This is a genomic window from Mesorhizobium sp. WSM2240 (assembly GCF_040438645.1).
Lineage (GTDB): Bacteria > Pseudomonadota > Alphaproteobacteria > Rhizobiales > Rhizobiaceae > Allomesorhizobium.
On sequence record NZ_CP159256.1, the window covers coordinates 357252 to 375300 of the forward strand.

Consider the following 18049-nt stretch of genomic DNA (forward strand, 5'->3'; position numbering starts at 1 on the left):
AAGGGCGAGCAGGCGGAGTGCAGTCCTGGCAGCTCAATCGCCCGTGACGCGCGCCGAAGCACCAATCAAAAGGGAGACGACCATGAAGATCGTGACCAGCCTGAGCTTCCAGGGCAAGTGCCGCGAGGCATTCGAGTTCTACGCCAAGGTCCTGGGCGGAAAGATCACCGCCGCCATGCCCTATGGCGATGCGCCTCCCGGCATGCCGATCACCAATGAGAAGTACAAGAGTTGGCTGATGCACTGCTGGCTCGATGTGGGGGACCAGGCGCTGATGGGCGCGGACATGGACACTGGATGGGCACCCAACATCGACAAACCCAAAAATGGCTTCGACGTTACCCTCCATACCGAGGACAAGGCCGAAGCCCAACGCTGGTTCGATCAATTGTCCGAAGGCGGCAAAGCTGTCATGCCTTTCGGCGAGACCTTCTGGTCTCCCGGCTTCGGCTCTCTGATCGACAGATTCGGGGTCCCATGGATGGTCAACGTCATACCATCGGCTGACTGGAGGGCGTCGCAGGGCTGATCCCATGCCCAAGCCGATAGAAGAGTGCAACCGGATGTCTGGGCGCCGGCCGCGCGGCGCGTCCTTTGGGCGCTACGAGGTCTTCAACGGAACGGCTGCTTTTGGCAACTTCGTTCCAACAACGTCGGGCGGGTTTCGGCCAAGTTGGTGCAATCGAAAAATAGGCTTGCGGCAGTCCCACGCGAACGGACAGACGGCGTCACGGGAGTGAAAACTGACCTCCGTGATTCCGCGTTGCACTATTTGTTTACAGCACGGGGTAAACTCGCTCTGGAGATATGCAGATGGTCTACCAACTGTCCGATGTCTATCGTGACTATGTCGACTGCCTGAACCGCCAAGACTGGGTGAACCTCGGACAGTTTATCGACGATGAAGTTTACTACAACGGAAAGAGGGTGGGGCTGGCGGGCTATCGGGAGATGTTGGAAGGCGATTTTCGGGCTATCCCTGATCTTTACTTCAACATTGAGCTTTTGCTTTCTGACCCACCGCGCATCGCCAGCCGTCTGCATTTCGACTGCACTCCGACAGGAATCTTGTTCGGCGTGCCCGTCAACGGTAAGCGCGTCCAGTTCTGCGAGAATGTGTTCTACGAGTTTGCCAATGGAAGGATTGCATGGGTCTGGTCGATAATTGACAAGGCAGCGATTGCAGACCAAATCGTGACTCCTGACAACATCTGAACGCACCCAGCGGTCCAAGGAAAGAGGTCTGTCTCCTTTCGCTGGTTGTTGCCGCTTCAAATGATCGGAAGCAAATGGCGTTAACATGGAATGCGGGTTGCCACCAATGGATCGAATTTTACGTCCAACGAGAAACACCGATCCGCTGCCCTAAACGCTGATCAAAGCTTAAAAAAGCGAGAGCTTCCCGAGCCGGCCGCATGGGTTCAGAAGCCTCGAACGCACTAACAGAGAAAAGCGTTGGCCGCCCCGAAATCGTTCCTCGAATCGCGCCTCTTCGATCTCGCGATCATGGTCCTGATCCTGATCAACGCGGTTACGCTCGGCCTCGAAACCTCGCCCCGCGCGGTTGCCGCTTTTGGTCCGCTTCCGACGGCTATCGACCGCGCGCTCCTCGGCGTCTTCGTGTTCGAACTCGCAATCCGGGTGGTCGTCTATAGGACGCATTTCTTCCGCGATCCATGGCGGATCTTTGACTTCTTCGTCGTCGGTTTCGCGCTTATTCCACCAAGCAAGGCAAGCGGTATGGGTTCGCTTTAATCGCGAGGCACCGCTCAATCTGGCCGGTGGCATGATTTTGCGGTGCGCTGATTTCTCCCGCTCCGGGTCGCGACTGCGAGGTTTATGTCGATGCCCATGTCCGGAAGCTGGAGGCGCTACGCCGCGCCCGTGTCGTCGAGCGGATCGACACCGACCAATGGTGCATTCCCGAAGACCTTGAACTCCAGGCCGCCGCCTACAATAAGGGCTGAATGCTCCGCTCAGGTCACGATGAGGTTTCGGATTTGTTTTGGTGGGCTTCCCGATAGAGGCGCGGCGTCACCCCGAAGCGTCGCTGAAAGACCTTCGTGAAACGTGGGGCAGGCGCAAGCCCCACACTACTCGCGATTTCCTTGAGAGTAAGGCCTTGTGAAAGCAGCAGCCTCGCCGCGTCGAGCCTGACGTTCTCAACGAAGCGCGCAGGAGTCTCGCCCAGAGTCGCCACAAACCGGCGGTGGAAAGTGCGCTCCGACAACCCGACCTTGGCCGCCAGAGCGGCCACGTCAACCGCTTGGTCGAGGTTGACCTGCAGCCATGCTATCAATTCCTCAAAAGCACCATCTGCTTTGACCTGGGCGCGAAGCAGCGGACTGAATTGGGACTGATTGCCTGGCCGGCGCGCATAGATGACCAGACGCTTCGCAACCCGGCTGGCTATGGCCCGGCCGAGATCGTCGGTGACCATAGCCAACGCCATGTCAATGCCCGTGGTCACGCCGGCGGACGTCCACACTTTGCCGTCCACAACGTAGAGAGCGTCAGGATCGACGGTAACTGCTGGATAGAGCCGGGCTAGCGGTTCACAGGCGCTCCAGTGAGTGGCGACCCGCTTGCGATCGGCAAGTCCCGCCGCCGCGAGCACGAACGCGCCGGCACATACGGAACCAAGCCTCCGCACCGTCGCTTCCCGCCGCCTGAGCCAGCGCTTGAGCTCCATCGCGTTGGCCGCCTTCCTCACCGCAGTGGCCTCTGCTCCGGAGACGAGAACCGTGTCGAGCCGCCCGCCGATTTTCGGCAGTGCCAGCGTGTCGATCGCCACTCCACTGCCGCTTGCTACCAAGCCGCCCGATGGCGATCCAACCTGCAGCGCGTAGTACGGCGCCTCGCCATCCTCCTCTCGTGCCAGATTGGCGGATGCAAAAACGGACGCTGGACCAGTGGCATCCAATAACTCGAAGCCGGGGTAGACGACTATAACTACGCGCTTCAACATTGGCGGAAATTAGCAATGTTTTGTCATTTCTGACAAGGATGCCCGCTGCTAGGCTGAGGCGGAATCGTTCCAAAGTCCACGACACTGTCAGGCAAGAATGACATATTCGCCAGAACCCCCCCAGTCATCGAGACGACATGTATCAGGTTGGCGTACCATCCAGTGGTGGCCTTCATCGATTGGATTGGCTTTTGCGGTCTTTCTTGCAATCGACCTCTTTAGCGGTGCCGAACACGGAACAGACTTGGCCGCAGTCGTAGCTGCCTCCGGTCTTGTCTACTTAGCGGCCGCTGCGCTCGACCTTCCCTGGGTCTCGTGGCCCGTATTCTTTCTGTCCGTCGTGGTGATCACGCTTGTGAGGCTTGGTCTCGTTCCCGTCGAAGCGACCTGGCTATTGCTCGCGGCTGCAGCACTGTTTGCAGCGATCGGGCTCGCCCGTGCCGTTCGCCGCCCAATTGGTGACCTTCCGTTGCAGGCATTAGCCATGACGGCCTTTGGCGGAGCGGCCGTCGTCGCTCTCGTCGTCAGCCCCTTCATCGGCGCGCTACTCGTTGCGGCGGGGCTCTTCGCCCATGCCGGCTGGGACGTGTTTCACCACGTGAAGAACAAAGTTGTGGTGCGCTCGATGGCGGAGTTCTGCTTCGTGCTCGACAGCGTCCTCGGACTCGCCATCGTCATCGTCACCCTACGAGGTACATGAGGCGGCACCTTACTTCACACCATGTCACGTTCCGGCAGCCCAAATCGTCATGGTGTCGAAAAGGTGCTTAGAACCGGACATCGCTCGCAGACAGGAGGAGCGTCTCGCGTGTCGGTCAGGTACTCGAACGAACGAGGAGATCGTTATGCCGAACAAGCCCAAGATATTAGTAGTCGGCAGTGGTTTCGCCGGATTCTGGGCGGGAGTAGCGGCTCGCCGGGTGGCTGGGTTCCAGGCCAACATCGGCTTGGTCTCTCCCAGGCCCGTGCTGGAGGTTAGGCCGCGTCTGTACGAGGCAAACCCTGCGGCGCTCGGCGTAGACCTTCTGCCTCTGTTCGACAAGATCGGCGTCACTTATGTGCGCGGCGAGGCGGTCGAACTCGATACCGACGCCAGGAAAGTCGTTTTGCCTGACGGAAAACGTCTTTCTTACGACCGATTGATCGTCGCTAGCGGCAGCCGAATGGTCCGGCCTCCTGTACCCGGGGCTGAGCTTGCGTTCTCGGTTGACACGCAGGCCGAGGCGGTCTCGTTCGATCGGCGTCTGGCCGAGATTGCCCGCGACATCGCAGAACCCAGCATCGCAGTCATTGGTGCAGGATTTACAGGGATAGAACTGACGCTTGAACTGCGCGATCGGTTGGTTGCGCACGGTGCGGCTGCCGCGGCAGAGCGCCTACGGATCGTGCTGATCGACCGCTCCAGGACCGTCGGGCATGCGCTTGGGCCGGGGCCGAGAGCTGAGATCGGAGTGGCGATGGCGGCAGCGGGCGTCGAACTCCGCCTCGGCGCAAACGTGCAGACGATGACTTCGGAGAGCGTAAGCTTCGATGATGGCAGCGTACTCGCCGTTGATGCAGTCGTGTTGGCGAGCGGGATGGAAGCCTCGCCTTTCGCAGCCAAGGTCCCCGGCGAACGTGACAGGCTCGGTCGAGTCTTCGTCGATGCCGCTTTGAGGGCGCCCTTCGCGCCCGAAGTGTTTGTTGCCGGGGACGCTGCGACAGCCGACACGGGCGACGGACATCGGACGCTGCAATCCTGCCAGCATGCCGGCCAGCTTGGACGCGTTGCCGGGGAGAATGCGGCGCGCGATCTGCTTGGTCGGCCGACGGTGCCTTATGAGCAGTTGCGCTATATCACCTGCCTCGATCTCGGACGTTTTGGCGCGGTGATTACGCAAGGCTGGGAGCGACGGGTCGACAAGACCGGCGGCGAAGGCAAGGCCGTGAAGCGAATGGTCAACACCCAGGTTATCTATCCGCCAACTGACGGATCGGCTGAATCGTTGCTCGCCCACTCAAGCATTGACCTTGCCGCGCGGACGCGCGGGATAGATCGCCCGAGAGCCGAATTCGAAGATGTCGCGTGAGGTGGCCTGTGTTGGAATAGTAGGCGGGCACCAACGGCGGTGCTGATTCTGATGGACTGCGATTCAGGTTTGCAGCCTCAGCGCTCTGGAGTTTGACCTTCGCGTTTTCGATCAAACAAACTTTTGAAGAAAGGGAAATAGAAATGGCAAGAATGATCTTCGTGAATTTACCGGTCGCGGATCTTGCGGCATCGACACGCTTCTACGAGGCAATCGGCTGCGCCAAGAACGAGCAATTTAGTGACGAGCAGGCGTCGAGCATGGTGTGGTCTGACACAATCACCTTTCAGTTGTTGACGCGAGAATACTTCTCCACCTTCACCTCCAAGGAGATTCCGGACGCGCATCGGACCTGTCAGGTGCTGTTCGCGCTTAGCCGGGATAGTCGCGAAGAGGTTGACGGCATCGCCGAGATCGCGTCAGCGACAGGTGGGGAAGCCGATGTGCGCGAAGTCATGGATCTCGGCTGGCTATACAATCGGGCATTTGCCGATCCGGACGGACACGTGTTCGAAGCCGTATGGATGGATTCCAGCGCCGCGCCCTCGGCTTAGCCACGGTGCGTGAGGCCATTCGGAACACGCCCGCTGCCACCCATCTGGTCCGGTCGGCGGTGCAGCGCAACCGAATGGTGATCGCAACGAATTAGGCTCTAAACCCCCCGCTCGTACCTGCGACCCGAAGAGTAGAATGGCGGCGCGCAACAATGCCCAAGACCGAAAACATCGACCTGACGTCCAGTCAGATCCAGAACTTCATCAGTGACGGCTTCGTCAAAGTTGAGAATGCGTTCAGCGGCGACCTGGCAAGGCAGTGCAGGGACGAGCTGTGGGCGGACATCGGTCTTTCGCCGGACGAGCCCGAGTTCTGGACGCAACCCGTTATCCGCGTTGCGTCCAAGTCTTCGCCTCCCTTTATTGAAGCGGCCAATACGCCGCGGCTGTACAAGGCCTATGATCAATTGGTTGGCGCGGGTCGCTGGCTTGCGCCCAAAGGCCTCGGAACCTTCCCGATCCGCTTTCCCTCGTCGACAACACCCGCCGATGATGGCTGGCATGTGGATATGAGTCTCGGCGAAAGTCCGGATTTCATGGCGTGGCGGGCGAATGTGAAAAGCAGCGGACGGGCACTGCTGATGCTGTTCCTGCTCTCAGATGTTGGTCGTGATGACGCGCCCACGAGGATTCGAAAGGGCTCCCATGCGACCATTGCACGCGAGCTGCTACCTTACGGCGAAGCCGGCGCGACGCTCCGACAGCTGTCCGCCAAGGGCTACGCCTCGACGGAAGACTGCGATGTTGAACTGGCGAGCGGAGCCGCAGGCACCGTCTATCTGTGCCACCCATTCCTCGTTCATGCCGCGCAGCCTCACCGAGGGACCCGACCACGCTTCATGGCACAGCCGCCACTGCTACCGAAAGGTGAATTTGAGCCGGCGCTACCCCCATCACCCGTTCAGATCGCCATTCGTCAGGCATGTGCGCTAACGTCCTGATTAGACAAGACCGGGACCACTCGGTGCCGGTTTGCTTGCCAAGACTGCATAGATCCCGGCAAACTAATCAGCCAGACGATCGTCCTCGGCCATCCCAGACGTCTGTTCGTCGACGCTGGTCGCGGTCCCTCCCCTTGCCATCGAGTGACGTGCTTGGCTCCGTCGCTGACGCATGTGATATGAAACATCGTCACGCCGTTTTGGCGGTGAAACAGGAAGCTATCGTCGGCAATGAAAATTAGGGATTGCGATGACATTGCCACCTGGCTCGCGGAGGCTGGGCTGCTTGGCATCCGCAGCGAGGAATCACTTGTACAGGCCTTCTGCGAGCGTTGCGTCGAAGCAGGGCTGCCACTCGGCAAGGCATTCGTGATGATCGACACGCTGCACCCGATGCACGAGGCGCGCGCCTTCTTCTGGGACGAGGACGAATCGATCAGCTTCCGCGTAGAAGAATACCCGTCGAGCCGTGAGGGCAAGGGGGCGGAGTTGTGGAAGCGCAGCCCGTTTCTGCAGATGTTGCGGCGGCGTGAATTGACCCTACGTTGCCGGCTCGAAGCAGGCGAAACGCGCGGCTTTCCGGCGATCGAGGAACTGCGCGATGCCGGCCAGACGGACTATCTTGCGATCGTCTATCGTATCCGGCATGCGATGAGGGTCGAGGACGTCGACGCCTTCTACGCCCGCTGGACCACAGCGCGCCCGGGCGGATTCTCGGATGAGGAGGTCGCTGTTCTGTCCCGGCTTACTCCGCGTCTAGGGTTGGCGGTTCGCTCGGCTGCGCAGACAAGGCTCACCAAGACGCTGGTGGAGGCATATCTTGGCCAGGGGCCCGGCCGCCAGGTGCTGAGCGGCGGCATCCGCCACGGCTCAGTGAAGAGGATCAACGCCGTACTCTGGTTCTCCGACATTACCGGCTACACGAATCTTTCCGAGTCAGTTCAAAACGATCAACTCGTGCCGTTGATAAATGATTACGCAGAAGCGGTCATCGGCGCAGTGAAGGGCGCCGGCGGCGATGTGCTGAAACTGATTGGAGATGGAGTGCTGGCCATTTTCACCAGTTCGCGGCCCGAATATTCCTGTCGCGCCGCGGTGGAGGCAGAACGCGACATGCGTACACGGCTGCTGCGGCTTGCCAAACGCCGCGAAAACGCTGGCCTTCCTGTCGCCGACATTCACTTGGGCCTGCATGCCGGCAGGGTCTTCTACGGCAATATCGGCACTCCGGACCGTCTCGACTTCACCGTTGTCGGCCAGCCGGTGAATGAGGTCAGCCGGATCAGCTCCATGTGCGAATCGGCCGGTCGCAATGTGCTTTGCTCATCGGAATTCGCCGAGCTGCTCCTCGGCGAGGAGCGGGAAAAGCTCGTTTCAGTCGGCCGGTTCGCGTTGCGTGGCGTCGGACGCGCACAGGAGCTCTTTACCCTTGATCCCGGCCTGAGCTTGGAAGGCTCTTCGCCTCGTCCACGGCGACGGCAGGGGCGAGGCTACTCGGAGGAAAGTGGACAAGCATGAATTCCGGAACTTCAGATCAACTCGTTTAGGAGATTTCCCTCTCAAGGTTACTAAGAAACTGTCCGAAGTTTGTATACACGTTTCGGACAACGTGGCTGGATAAGATCGGGCAGACCTGCGAGCACAGGGCCTAATCCGACCACGTTTATTCGTCGCGGAGCTATTCCTCCCGTGTCTCCACGCTCTCTGAAACGATGGCAATGTCTCCCGCCAGCAGCGTCTCCTTCGAGAGTAACCCGGCATGCTCGAGAGCCTCGAAATCCGGTAGGTCGCGCAGTGTGGCCCCTTTAATGTTCAGGGGTGGCCGATCAACGCCACTTTGACACCACCGCTGGGGCAGTCGGCACCCAAGAAGAAAAGGAAGTGACAGGCGTATTGTTCGAGTTGAGCTCGGAATCGCAATGTCAGCTTCTGGGCGATCCGGGCCCCAAAACCATTTGCTTCCGGCCAAACCGCGATGGCCACAAACGACGAGCCGTGGTGGTTAGCCGCCCTTCACATCAGGTTCCGTCAGCACTGGAATCTGTGCCCTGCTAGGTGATCAATCGATCCCTGTGAGAGCCAAAGAAGATCGCCAATGCATTCCGCGACACCCTCCGTGATAACAATCCCATCTCCGTCTTGGCAAGCGATAATGGGCCGGGAATTGTGCATGCTATAGGCAAGCAGGTCCGGCAGGTAGCTTGGCTTTGACTGAACATGAGGAAAGAACTCGAACGGCACGAGATCGAGTGCCGCTCCGTCTTCAACGTCTTCAGGACGCCCGCCGCTGAACAGCGCATCCGCCGCGATCGTCGGGGTCATTAAGATAGCGCCGGCATTTGTGCCGATCAGAAGCCCCCCTTTGTTTGCCCAGTCCCGCAACGTCTTCTGCATGCCGCTGCGCCGTAGGCGAGTAAGAAAGGCGGCGGTATTTCCACCTGACAGATGGATCGCATCGCATGCCAGCAGGGCGTCCGTTTCGGCATCGCTGTGCTCCCGATCCAGGTCGTAGAAGACGTCGAGGGTTAAGCCTCGTCGGGCATAGTAGGTTTGCCTCTCTATATAGAACCTGAAGTCAGGATGATCTGGACTTGACGGCATATATGCAATGCGAGGGCCGCGACCCTTCATCATTTCCATTAGGCGAACGTCGACCTTCTCGTTCGACGGGATAACTTGATCACTGTAGAGAACTGCATTGATCATGATCGGATGGTTCTCGATTGAATGTCAGGTGGCAATGATAGGCCGCCCCGTCACCGGTCCACCGTCGGCTTGCCGTATCGTTTGGATTCCGGCCCGTTTCAGAGTATAATCAAAGTGGCTAGGGGAGTAGGCGTTATGCCGTTGTCGAGTGTCAGGGGCGTAGTTTCTCCGGACGAGTTCGAGGTGCTGGAGGCTGTTTTCAGCGAGGCCTGTCAGGTATTGGGGATCGCTCGAAATTCGTCGCAAGGCGAACAGGTCGCTAAAAGGATCATGATCCTCTTCCAGTGTGGAATAGAAGACCGCGAGCTATTGACGGCGGTTCTGCAATCGGACGATCCCGACGACCAGGCTGCATAAGCTGGATCATTCCTACTCGGGTGAGCGTCAGGCGGCAGAGATACCCCGCCCCATGGCGAAAGTGATCCACCGTCCAGCGGCGTCTTAATTTGAATTTCCGCAAAAGGTGTCGTTTACGGAACGGCTGCTTTCCGCTGATGTCGCCCCAAAAACTGCCAGTCCGCTCATGATGCGGTGGACGGCTCTCCTCCGCCTTGCGGCTATAGTCGCTGGGCCAGAGCTGAAGGAGAGCTGAGATGGACAACGTTACGACGATTGGTCTGGATATCGCGAAGTCCTTGTTTCAAGTCCACGGCGTAGATGCCGTGGGCCAGGTTGTCATTCGAAGGAAGCTGACCCGCGGGCGCGTGCTGGGGTTCTTCGAGAAACTGCCGCGATGTCTGGTCGGGATCGAAGCCTGCAGTTCCTCGCACTATTGGGCGAGAGAGCTGACCGCACGAGGTCATGATGTGCGACTGCTGCCGGCACAGTACGTGAAGCCCTATTTGAAGCGACAGAAGAACGATGCGGCCGATGCCGAGGCCATCTGCGAGGCGGTGACCAGGCCGACCATGCGCTTCGTGCCGGTGAAGACGCCCGACCAGCAGAGTGTGATGATGTTGCACCGGGTTCGGTTGATGCTCAACCGCCAGCGCACGCAGATATCGAACGCCTTACGGGCCCATCTGTCCGAGTTCGGGATCGTAGCGCCGATCGGGCGTAACGGAATTGAGCAACTGCTCGTGGTCATCAACGATGATAACGACACGAGGATACCGGCTGACGCAAGGCTCTGCCTGCGAATGCTCGAGGCGCAGCTCACGGTCGTGAAGGCGCAGATCCTTGAAAACGATCGCAGGGTGCGGGCGAGTGCGCGAGAGACCGAGCTGGGTCGCAGGTTGATGGAGATACCAGGGGTGGGCCCGCTGTTGGCGAGTGCGTTTGTCGCGACCGTCGCCGATCCGCTCGCATTCAAGTCGGGGCGATGCCTCTCGGCCTGGATCGGGCTCGTTCCCAAGCAGAACTCAAGCGGGGGCAAGGAGAAGCTCGGCAGCATCTCCAAAGCCGGCAATCGCTACCTGCGCCAGCTGCTCGTGGTCGGAGCGATGGCGGTCATCCGCTATGCCGAGCGGCACGGCACGAGGCGACCCTGGCTCGTGCAGCTGATGGCACGGCGAACAACCAAGGTGGCGGCGGTCGCGCTCGCCAACAAGACCGCGCGGATGGTCTGGGCACTGATGACGAACGGCGAGCGCTACAAGGAGCCGATCATCGCGTAGAACGACACAAGGCGCGCGATCGCCGACGAGGTTGGAAAGGGCGGACAGGAGCTGATGCACAAAGCCGGTTGAAACCGCCGGATCAGGAAAACCCACTGGGGCCGTGCACCTCGAGTGCGAGCTTACGATCGGGACCTGAGCCGCGCGAATGGCATTATGGCCAGCGGCGCGTGAAAAGCCGCACTTACAGGTCGGATACATGGCCGCACCAACCAGCAACTGCAAAATGCTCAAATAAACCCTTGCCAACGGAGAGCCGTCCATACACGGCCCCCCAACCCGACATCTCGAGATAGGCTCGACTCCCAAATCCTAGACGCAGGCGCGGTCTTTCAGCCGCGCGAGTTGTTCCAGGCAAGCCTGCTCCACGATTTGGTGTAGTTCCGAAGTCCGCTCGCCAAGCCAAACCAGCGCTTCCTCGCTGATCACGTAATGCTTCGAGTAGCGTGCTTTCACATAAGCTTCATTTAACGTGTTGAACCAGGCGCGATGGCGTTGCTGCTCGCGGGGCCATGCCTCTGCAAGACGCCTGTCCTGGTCCTCAGCAAGTCCCCGCAGGAACGTCAGCTTGTGGGATGGCGGGCTATAGTTGGTGAGCACCAGAAGCAGTGTCGCGTAGGCATGTTCGATGGCTTGGTGGAGGTGAAAAGCCGCTTCCTTTTTCCGATCTGTTTTCAACACGTATAGAGAGGTGTCGAGGAATCCCCTGGCACCAGGGAAGCGATCGCTGAAATGCTCTTTGGCCGTCTGATATGTCTCTTTCGGCGTAAGCGGCTTGGGTTCGGCCAGCGGTTCGTCGTCGAGTTCGTAAAGAACGATGCCCTCGCGGCGAATGTCGGTGAAGAAATATTGCCCCTGCCGGAGCGCCGTGTTTACGAAGCGGCGGCTGTGTACGATGAAGCTTGTCGGCGTCTTTACAGCGCGGTTGCGCACAAGGCTGTCCTTTGCCTTGTACCAATAGTCGAAATCGGCCAGCTTGTTGTTGTTGACGATCACCAGCAGATCGAAATCGCTGCGGTAGCCCTTCATCGTATGCGGCTCATCCACCCAATCGCCGCGGGCGTAGGAGCCGAACAGGATGATCTTCAGGATGCGCCCGCTCTTCTTCCACTCGGTGCTGCTCAGCGCCAGGGCGTCCTCTAATTCGGCGTGCAGGATCTCGACGACACGGGCCAGTTCCTCCTGCTTGTGCTCCGGTAAATGATCGATGCTAGTCTTCATCCGGCCCTATGATTGATGCTGAGGGGATCCGCAGGCCACCCTTATAGCAGGCTCCAGCTCTCCGGGAAGGCTGCCTGCGCCTAGCCGCCCGATGCGCAGGGAAGCACTTCGGCAACCGGTTGGTTACGGTCACGACACATTTGCTGTCGCATCGGTGCAAAACCTTCATATCGCGGAGCTGTGGGTGCCCGCGTGTGGCGGGCATCCCCTGTCCGGCGTGCGCAGCCTTGGCTTGGCGGATGCTTTTAGGGCCGCTAGCTTCTGTGCTACGTGCTGCGTAATTGTTACGCTCGCGGCTTTAACGTTGAACAAATGCGTCAACTTTGCCGATTACATAACTGAAACATAACATAAAATTCTTGCTTCATCAGTTGCCGGTTTGCACCCTGCCTGCGAAAGTGTCCGTCACCGAACTTTAGAAGTAGAAGCCAAATTGCAATTCCCGCCAGGCAGGAGGAGTGTCCATGCTCACCGCTGCGCGATACGCCGAAGCCATCGGGCATCACGGCGAACTGGTTCAAGGCGTGTTCGAAGACGAGAATGCGCAGCTGCGGCGCGCGCTGGTCTCGCTGCCGTGCCGTCACCTGAAGTCCAAAGCCACTTTCAGGCCGAACGACAGCGAGAAGGTGAGCGTCGCGCCAGCTTCCTGCGAAAAGGCGAGGCGGGCGGCCGAGTTGACCCTGGACCTATTTGCGCGACCCCGGACCGGCGGCAATCTGATCATTGACAGCAACATCCCGTTGGCCGCGGGATGGGTTCCTCCACGGCCGATGTCCTGGCGAGTGTCCTGGCGGTTCTGGATTGTCTCGGAATCGAAGCGGCTTCCGACAAGATCATGCAAATTGCGGTTTCTGCGGAAACCGCGTGCGATTCTACGTTATTCAAGCAGCAGGCGGTGCTGTTTGCCCACCGCGATGGCGTGGTTATGGAAGCCTTTTGCAAGCCGCTGCCGGCAATCGACATCATCAGCATCGACACAACACCTTACGTGACGGTCAATACGCTGGAATTCGAGCCAGCGCGCTATGACCGGCCGGAAATCGAAACCTTCCGCCCGCTCCGTAGTCTCCTTCGAACAGCGATCAGGAACTCGGATGTCCGGCTGCTGGGCAGGGTCGCAACGGCGAGTGCGCGCATCAACGAGCGCTTCCTGCCGAAGCCGCGCCTGAAGGAGATCGAAACGATCGGCGCCCGCTTCGGAGCCATCGGTACACAGGTTGCTCACAGCGGAACGGTCGTGGGGCTGATGTTCGACGCTATGGACCAAAAAACGCCCGAGAACATCCAACGCGCGGCAAGCGACCTGACAAGGATCGATTTCGAACCGACGATCTTTCGCCATTGAGACTTACGCGCCGGGAGGGAACAATGCCGACTCGTACACTGATGCGCAAGCTGGAAGATTTCGAAAACCCACGCATCGTACCACTCAGGCCAAATCTGTTCGGCGTCAGCTTCTTCCTGATGAAGCTCCTGCCTGCTCGCTTTATGCTGGAGCGCGCCGCCGAACAGGGTCACCTGAAACCAGGGGCGACGATTTGCGAATCCTCGTCCGGGACCTTCGGCCTTGCCCTGGCGATGCTGGCCGCACAGTTTGGATACCGGCTGATCCTCGTCAGCGACTGGGCGCTTGACCGCCATCTTCACCGTCGCCTCATCGAGCTTGGCGCCGAAGTCGAGATCGTCGGCAGGATTGCCGCCTCGGGAGGTTTCCAGCAGGCGCGGCTTGATCGCCTGGAGACCTATTTGCGCGACATTCCAGACAGCTACTGGCCCTCGCAATACTATAATCCAGACAATCCGCTCTCCTACGCCAAGATCGCCGAGCAGCTGATCGACAGGATAGGAAAGCTGGACTGTCTGGTAGGCCCTGTCGGCTCCGGCGGTTCAATGAGTGGAACGTGCCGCTACCTGCGGGTCCTGTTTCCCGAACTGCACGCAATCGGCGTCGATACGCCCAATAGCGTCCTGTTCGGCCAGCCGAGCGGCAGGCTCAATCTCAGCGGGCTCGGCGGCAATATCCTTCCAACCAACGTCGACCACTGCCAGTTCGATGAGGTCCACTGGCTGACACCGGCAGAGGCGTTCCATGCAACGCATGAGCTCCATCGCAACCATGGTCTGTTCATGGCACCGACCAGCGGCGCTGCCTACCGGGTTGCCGAATGGTGGTCGCGCAACAATCCCGGCCAGACGGCCGTGGCGATATTTCCCGACGAAGGGCACAGATATATCGAGACGGTCTATAACGAGGAATGGCTCGGTACGGTGCCGGATTGGACCGCACCCGTGCGCGAAACCCCAGTAACGGTCACCACACCAACCCATCCCATGACGGGATGGTCGCGCTTTTCATGGGATCGCCGCACGCTCGAGGACGTCCTTGCGCAGCCCAGCACAACGAGCGGCGCCAGCGTGGCTGGAGCCAGCCCGGCGTGCACGCTCGCGGATGAAGCCTCGGCGGCGTGACGGCGGCAAACCCGCTTCTCATCCGATTTGCGGTAGGCGAGCGGGACAAGCGCGGAGTCGATCGGACCAGACGACCCAGTGATGCTCGTTGGCACTGGCCGATAGCGAGAGAAACTGATTTCCGAAGCGGGAGCGGCCCGGCCCGGCGATCCCGCACGCGATGAACTGGACGTAACTATGTGTTTTCACCGCGAGCGCCCAATGCATCAGCACCGGGAAGCGCGCTGCTTCAGGCAGTCGGTCTACCTGATCTACGCGATGCTTTTCGCCATGCAGTGCGCGCGCAGCATGTTCATTGTACTGATCTCGTGGTTTGCGCTTCAGATTACCGGAGAAATCGCATCGGTCGGCAAGGTCCTGATCTGCTGGCAGCTGCTGGCTTTTACCGTCGGCCCCTTCCTCGGGCCGGTTGTCGATCGCTTCCGCCGCCGCACGCTGTTCGTCATCGGCGAGATCGTTCACGGCGCAGGCCTAGTACTTCTTGCCCTGATCGCATTTGCTTATTCGCCTGAACGCACGCCGATCACGTTCCTCTACGGCACGGCGTGCCTGGTGTCTGTCGGCTCGCTGCTTTCCTATCCCAGCAGTCAGGCCTTGATTTAGCTGGCCGGCGGACCGGCGCTGATGCGGACGGTTTCTTCCGGCATCTTTTCCACCCAGGTCGGAAACATTATCGGCGCTGCACTTGGCGGGCTTTGCCTTGCGCTTTCCGGCGTGACCGGCAGCCTTATCACCTGCGCCGCCTTGTCGTTCGCGGCTGCCGCGCTCTCGGCGTTGCTGCGCCTCGAAAAAGACCGCACCTGTCCGGCGATGGACAACCGCCATATGCAGGGCCTGTTCAAAGGCATTCTGGAAATCTTCAGGAAGCCACCTCTAGCGCTTGCGGCATTTGCCCTGTTGCTGGCCTATGCGTCCGCGCACGCTTCCAATGCCCTTCTCGCCGGCTTTGCCCGTTTTGAATTGAAACTTTCATCCGATCTCTACGGCTGGGTCGCCGCCATGTATTCAGGTGGAGGGCTGATCGGAAGCGTCGCCCTCGCCTGCTTTTCCAATGCCGTGAGAGAGAGGGTTCTGATCGCGGCGGGAACCGCTTTTCTGGCTGCCGCCACTGGCGGCTTCTCCACGGCTCAGACCATAAGCGAGGCTGTGCTCTGGCAGGGTCTGATCGGCCTGTCGTTCATGATGATCCGCGCCGGCAGCGATGTGATGGTGCTGAAGGTCGTGGTCAACCAGATGGTTGGCCGGGTCCGAAGCAATATCGATGCCGCGGTCGGGTTAACAGCCATCAGTATCTACCTGCTCCCGAGCCTCATCCCGGATGTCCGGATCCGACTCATCTATCTTGGCCTGGCCGGTCTGTTTGCGTGCGGAAGCGGCGCGATTGTGTGGGCGCAATGGACCTCGGCAACGGCTGAGCAGAAACGATTGTCGCGGTCCCGATCGGGGTCGAGCCTTCCCTAATGTGATTATTGAACAAACTGATCTAGCACATGAAACCACAATTAGAATTTGGTCAGAACGCGAAGCAGTTGTCTCAGCTGTCTGCGAGCAGGGCTCGCGCGGAAGACATCCAGCTGTGCCCCGTCGCTGGCTCCGATCGGGCCGCCATCGCACGGCTACTGCTTGACCCTGAACAGGAACAGTTTGCCGGCTCGGTGGATCCGATCTTCGACGAACTGCAGGACAGCCTGCACCCAGACCTGGAGCATCCCTTCGCAATCGTCGTCCGGGACGAGACGGTCGGTTTCTTCATTCTACGTGAGAAAAAAGCAGTGCCAGCCTGGGCGCCACAGGACGTAGTCACCCTGCACAGCTTCCGTATTGGCCGCGCCCGTCAAGGCAGGGGCTACGGTCGGGCCGGAACGGCGTTGGCGGCTGCCTGGGTCCGACAGAACCGCCCCGACGTGACGCAACTGATGCTCGCCGTGAACACGCGCAACCTGGTCGCGAAGGCGGTTTATCTCAATTGTGGCTTCATCGACACTGGAGCAACCTATCGCGGTCCCATCGGCCAACAGAACATTCTCAGCTACATCATCAGCCGCAACAGCGGTTGACGATGTCACATTTTCCACTCCGCATCTTTCCAAACTGGGAGCCTAGGTATACTAGGTATCCAACCAAGCGGAGGAACTGATGAGCTTCGTTGCCGAGCAACTCGCCGAATTCGTCTGCAATGCGCGATACGAGCACCTGTCCGGTATCGCAGTCGAGAAGACCGAGCGCGCCATTCTCGACACGCTAGCGTCTCTCATTGGCGGGATTCCAACCGATAACGCCAGGCTCTCACTTGAAGCCGCGAAGCTCTTGTTCGGAGCCGGCGCGGCGCCCGCCTGGTTCACGCAATCGAAGCTGCATCCGCTCGGCGCCCTGTTTGCCAATTGCGCGGCGGCAAGCTCACTCGACATTGACGATGGACACTGCCTCGCCGCAGGTCACCCCGGCGCCGCCATTATCCCAGCCGTCGTGCAGGAAGCAGCGAAGCTCGGCAGCGATGGCTGCGACGTGCTTGCCGCCACCGCACTCGGCTACGACGTTGCGTTGCGAATTGCCGCCGCCCGTCGCTTCACCGACACGATGAGCTTCGCAAGCGGCCAATGGACAGGCTTCGGAGTGGCTGCCGCCATTGGTTGGCTGCGCCGCATGCGGCCCAATCAGGTCGCACATGCCATCGCAATCGCCGGAGCCGAAGCGCCCCGAAACCTGCCGCAAGGCGACTGCCAGGCAAGTTCCGTCAAGGGCAGCAGCCCCTGGTCGACGGTAACGGCCTTGTTCGCGGTCGGGCGGGCCGGCTATGGGATGAGCGGCTCGATCGACATGCTGGACCGGAACCGCGCCTATGACGTTTTGGCCATCACCGCCGATCTCGGCAGCCGCTGGCTGATCAGCGAAACCTACCTCAAGCCATATGCCGCTTGTCGCTATACACATCCGGTCATCGATGCCGTGCTGATGCTCGTCGCCCGCCAAGATCAAGGGAAACCCATCGACCGGATAGTCGTCGATATCTTTCCAGAAGCACGCAAACTCCCCAACGAGATTGCGCCAAAGTCGCTCGAGGGCGGGCAATTCTCCGTCCCCTTTGCGGCAGCACTGGCAGCGCTCAGAGGGGCGAAAGCCTTCCGGCCGTTGCGCCCTCACTCGCTGGCCGACGCCGAAGTCCTCGATCTGGCTGCAAAAGTGGAAACCCGATACCCGCAGGAATTTGCCAATGCGTTTCCGGGCAGGACGCCAGCGCGGGTTACCATGATCATTGACGGCCGGGAGGTCGTCGCCGACGTGCCTCGGCCGCTCGGCGATGCCAATAATCCGATGGACCAGGCCGCCGTCGCGGACAAGCTCCACGACCTTGGCCGTGGCCTCCTTTCGCAGGCCGAGCTCGATAGACTCATTGAATCGGTGGCGCTCCTCAAGCAGGGGAAAAGCGCACCGCTCTTCGCCTGCCTTGCAGCCCGGCCGATCGAGTCAGTGGCGTGATGGAAGCGCAGACAGCCGATTCACGAGG

General features: G+C 59.9%; 18 protein-coding genes and 2 pseudogenes. 16 read left to right on the forward strand and 4 right to left on the reverse strand.

Features of this window, described 5'->3' with window-relative positions:
• Window positions 1-82: 82 nt before the first annotated feature.
• From ABVK50_RS31410 to ABVK50_RS31425, 4 genes and pseudogenes are all read left to right on the forward strand, one after another.
• Entirely contained in the window at window positions 83-529 is a 447-nt protein-coding gene (locus ABVK50_RS31410; RefSeq protein ID WP_353646836.1) for a VOC family protein, read from the forward strand.
• 284 nt (window positions 530-813) lie between these two features.
• The gene (locus ABVK50_RS31415; protein ID WP_353646837.1) at window positions 814-1215 is read left to right on the forward strand and encodes an ester cyclase; all 402 of its coding nucleotides are present in this window, start codon (window positions 814-816) and stop codon (window positions 1213-1215) included.
• Between the two features lie 240 nt (window positions 1216-1455).
• Entirely contained in the window at window positions 1456-1755 is a 300-nt protein-coding gene (locus ABVK50_RS31420; protein WP_353646838.1) for an ion transporter, read from the forward strand.
• Window positions 1756-1817: 62 nt separating this feature from the next.
• Window positions 1818-1964: pseudogene (locus ABVK50_RS31425) on the forward strand (DUF3363 domain-containing protein); the annotation flags it as partial.
• A gap of 17 nt (window positions 1965-1981) precedes the next feature.
• Here ABVK50_RS31425 and ABVK50_RS31430 read toward each other — a convergent pair.
• A complete protein-coding gene (locus ABVK50_RS31430) occupies window positions 1982-2968 on the reverse strand; it encodes a GlxA family transcriptional regulator (protein WP_353646839.1) in 987 nt (328 codons plus the stop codon).
• Between the two features lie 244 nt (window positions 2969-3212).
• On the opposite strand from ABVK50_RS31430, the gene ABVK50_RS31435 reads away from it, so the two are divergent.
• The 5 genes from ABVK50_RS31435 (at window position 3213) to ABVK50_RS31455 (ending at window position 8050) form a co-directional block, all read left to right on the forward strand.
• Window positions 3213-3668, forward strand: a complete 456-nt coding sequence (locus ABVK50_RS31435) for a hypothetical protein (protein ID WP_353646840.1) — start codon at window positions 3213-3215, stop codon at window positions 3666-3668.
• Between the two features lie 145 nt (window positions 3669-3813).
• Window positions 3814-5037 carry an FAD-dependent oxidoreductase gene (locus ABVK50_RS31440; protein ID WP_353646841.1) on the forward strand — a complete coding sequence of 408 codons (1224 nt, stop codon included), beginning with the start codon at window positions 3814-3816 and terminating at the stop codon, window positions 5035-5037.
• 143 nt (window positions 5038-5180) lie between these two features.
• Window positions 5181-5591 (forward strand): VOC family protein, encoded by a 411-nt coding sequence (locus tag ABVK50_RS31445; protein ID WP_353646842.1) that lies wholly within the window; start codon window positions 5181-5183, stop codon window positions 5589-5591.
• A 152-nt stretch (window positions 5592-5743) separates the two neighbouring features.
• Window positions 5744-6532: a phytanoyl-CoA dioxygenase family protein gene (locus ABVK50_RS31450; protein WP_353646843.1), complete on the forward strand. Its 789-nt coding sequence runs from the start codon at window positions 5744-5746 to the stop codon at window positions 6530-6532.
• Between the two features lie 231 nt (window positions 6533-6763).
• Complete coding sequence (locus ABVK50_RS31455; RefSeq protein ID WP_353646844.1) at window positions 6764-8050, forward strand: adenylate/guanylate cyclase domain-containing protein; 1287 nt, start codon at window positions 6764-6766, stop codon at window positions 8048-8050.
• Window positions 8051-8210: 160 nt separating this feature from the next.
• On the opposite strand, the pseudogene ABVK50_RS31460 reads toward ABVK50_RS31455, so the two are convergent.
• A pseudogene (locus ABVK50_RS31460) lies at window positions 8211-8330 on the reverse strand (segregation and condensation protein B); the annotation flags it as partial.
• A 230-nt stretch (window positions 8331-8560) separates the two neighbouring features.
• Window positions 8561-9238 carry a Type 1 glutamine amidotransferase-like domain-containing protein gene (locus ABVK50_RS31465; RefSeq protein WP_353646845.1) on the reverse strand — a complete coding sequence of 226 codons (678 nt, stop codon included), beginning with the start codon at window positions 9236-9238 and terminating at the stop codon, window positions 8561-8563.
• Between the two features lie 593 nt (window positions 9239-9831).
• Between ABVK50_RS31465 and ABVK50_RS31470 the strand changes: the two genes are divergently transcribed.
• Window positions 9832-10854, forward strand: coding sequence for an IS110 family transposase (locus ABVK50_RS31470; RefSeq protein WP_353646110.1), 1023 nt, complete (start codon window positions 9832-9834; stop codon window positions 10852-10854).
• 312 nt (window positions 10855-11166) lie between these two features.
• On the opposite strand, the gene ABVK50_RS31475 is transcribed toward ABVK50_RS31470, so the two are convergent.
• A complete protein-coding gene (locus ABVK50_RS31475; protein WP_353646846.1) occupies window positions 11167-12075 on the reverse strand; it encodes a nucleotidyltransferase and HEPN domain-containing protein in 909 nt (302 codons plus the stop codon).
• Between the two features lie 751 nt (window positions 12076-12826).
• Here ABVK50_RS31475 and ABVK50_RS31480 point away from each other — a divergent pair.
• The 6 genes from ABVK50_RS31480 (at window position 12827) to ABVK50_RS31505 (ending at window position 18021) form a co-directional block, all read left to right on the forward strand.
• Window positions 12827-13420 (forward strand): hypothetical protein, encoded by a 594-nt coding sequence (locus ABVK50_RS31480; protein WP_353646847.1) that lies wholly within the window; start codon window positions 12827-12829, stop codon window positions 13418-13420.
• Window positions 13421-13443: 23 nt separating this feature from the next.
• Window positions 13444-14544: a cysteine synthase family protein gene (locus ABVK50_RS31485; protein ID WP_353646848.1), complete on the forward strand. Its 1101-nt coding sequence runs from the start codon at window positions 13444-13446 to the stop codon at window positions 14542-14544.
• A 258-nt stretch (window positions 14545-14802) separates the two neighbouring features.
• Window positions 14803-15147, forward strand: coding sequence for an MFS transporter (locus tag ABVK50_RS31490; protein WP_353646849.1), 345 nt, complete (start codon window positions 14803-14805; stop codon window positions 15145-15147).
• 171 nt (window positions 15148-15318) lie between these two features.
• The gene (locus ABVK50_RS31495; protein WP_353646850.1) at window positions 15319-16005 is read left to right on the forward strand and encodes a hypothetical protein; all 687 of its coding nucleotides are present in this window, start codon (window positions 15319-15321) and stop codon (window positions 16003-16005) included.
• A gap of 29 nt (window positions 16006-16034) precedes the next feature.
• Entirely contained in the window at window positions 16035-16601 is a 567-nt protein-coding gene (locus ABVK50_RS31500) for a GNAT family N-acetyltransferase (RefSeq protein ID WP_353646851.1), read from the forward strand.
• Window positions 16602-16680: 79 nt separating this feature from the next.
• A complete protein-coding gene (locus ABVK50_RS31505) occupies window positions 16681-18021 on the forward strand; it encodes an MmgE/PrpD family protein (RefSeq protein ID WP_353646852.1) in 1341 nt (446 codons plus the stop codon).
• Window positions 18022-18049: the final 28 nt, after the last annotated feature.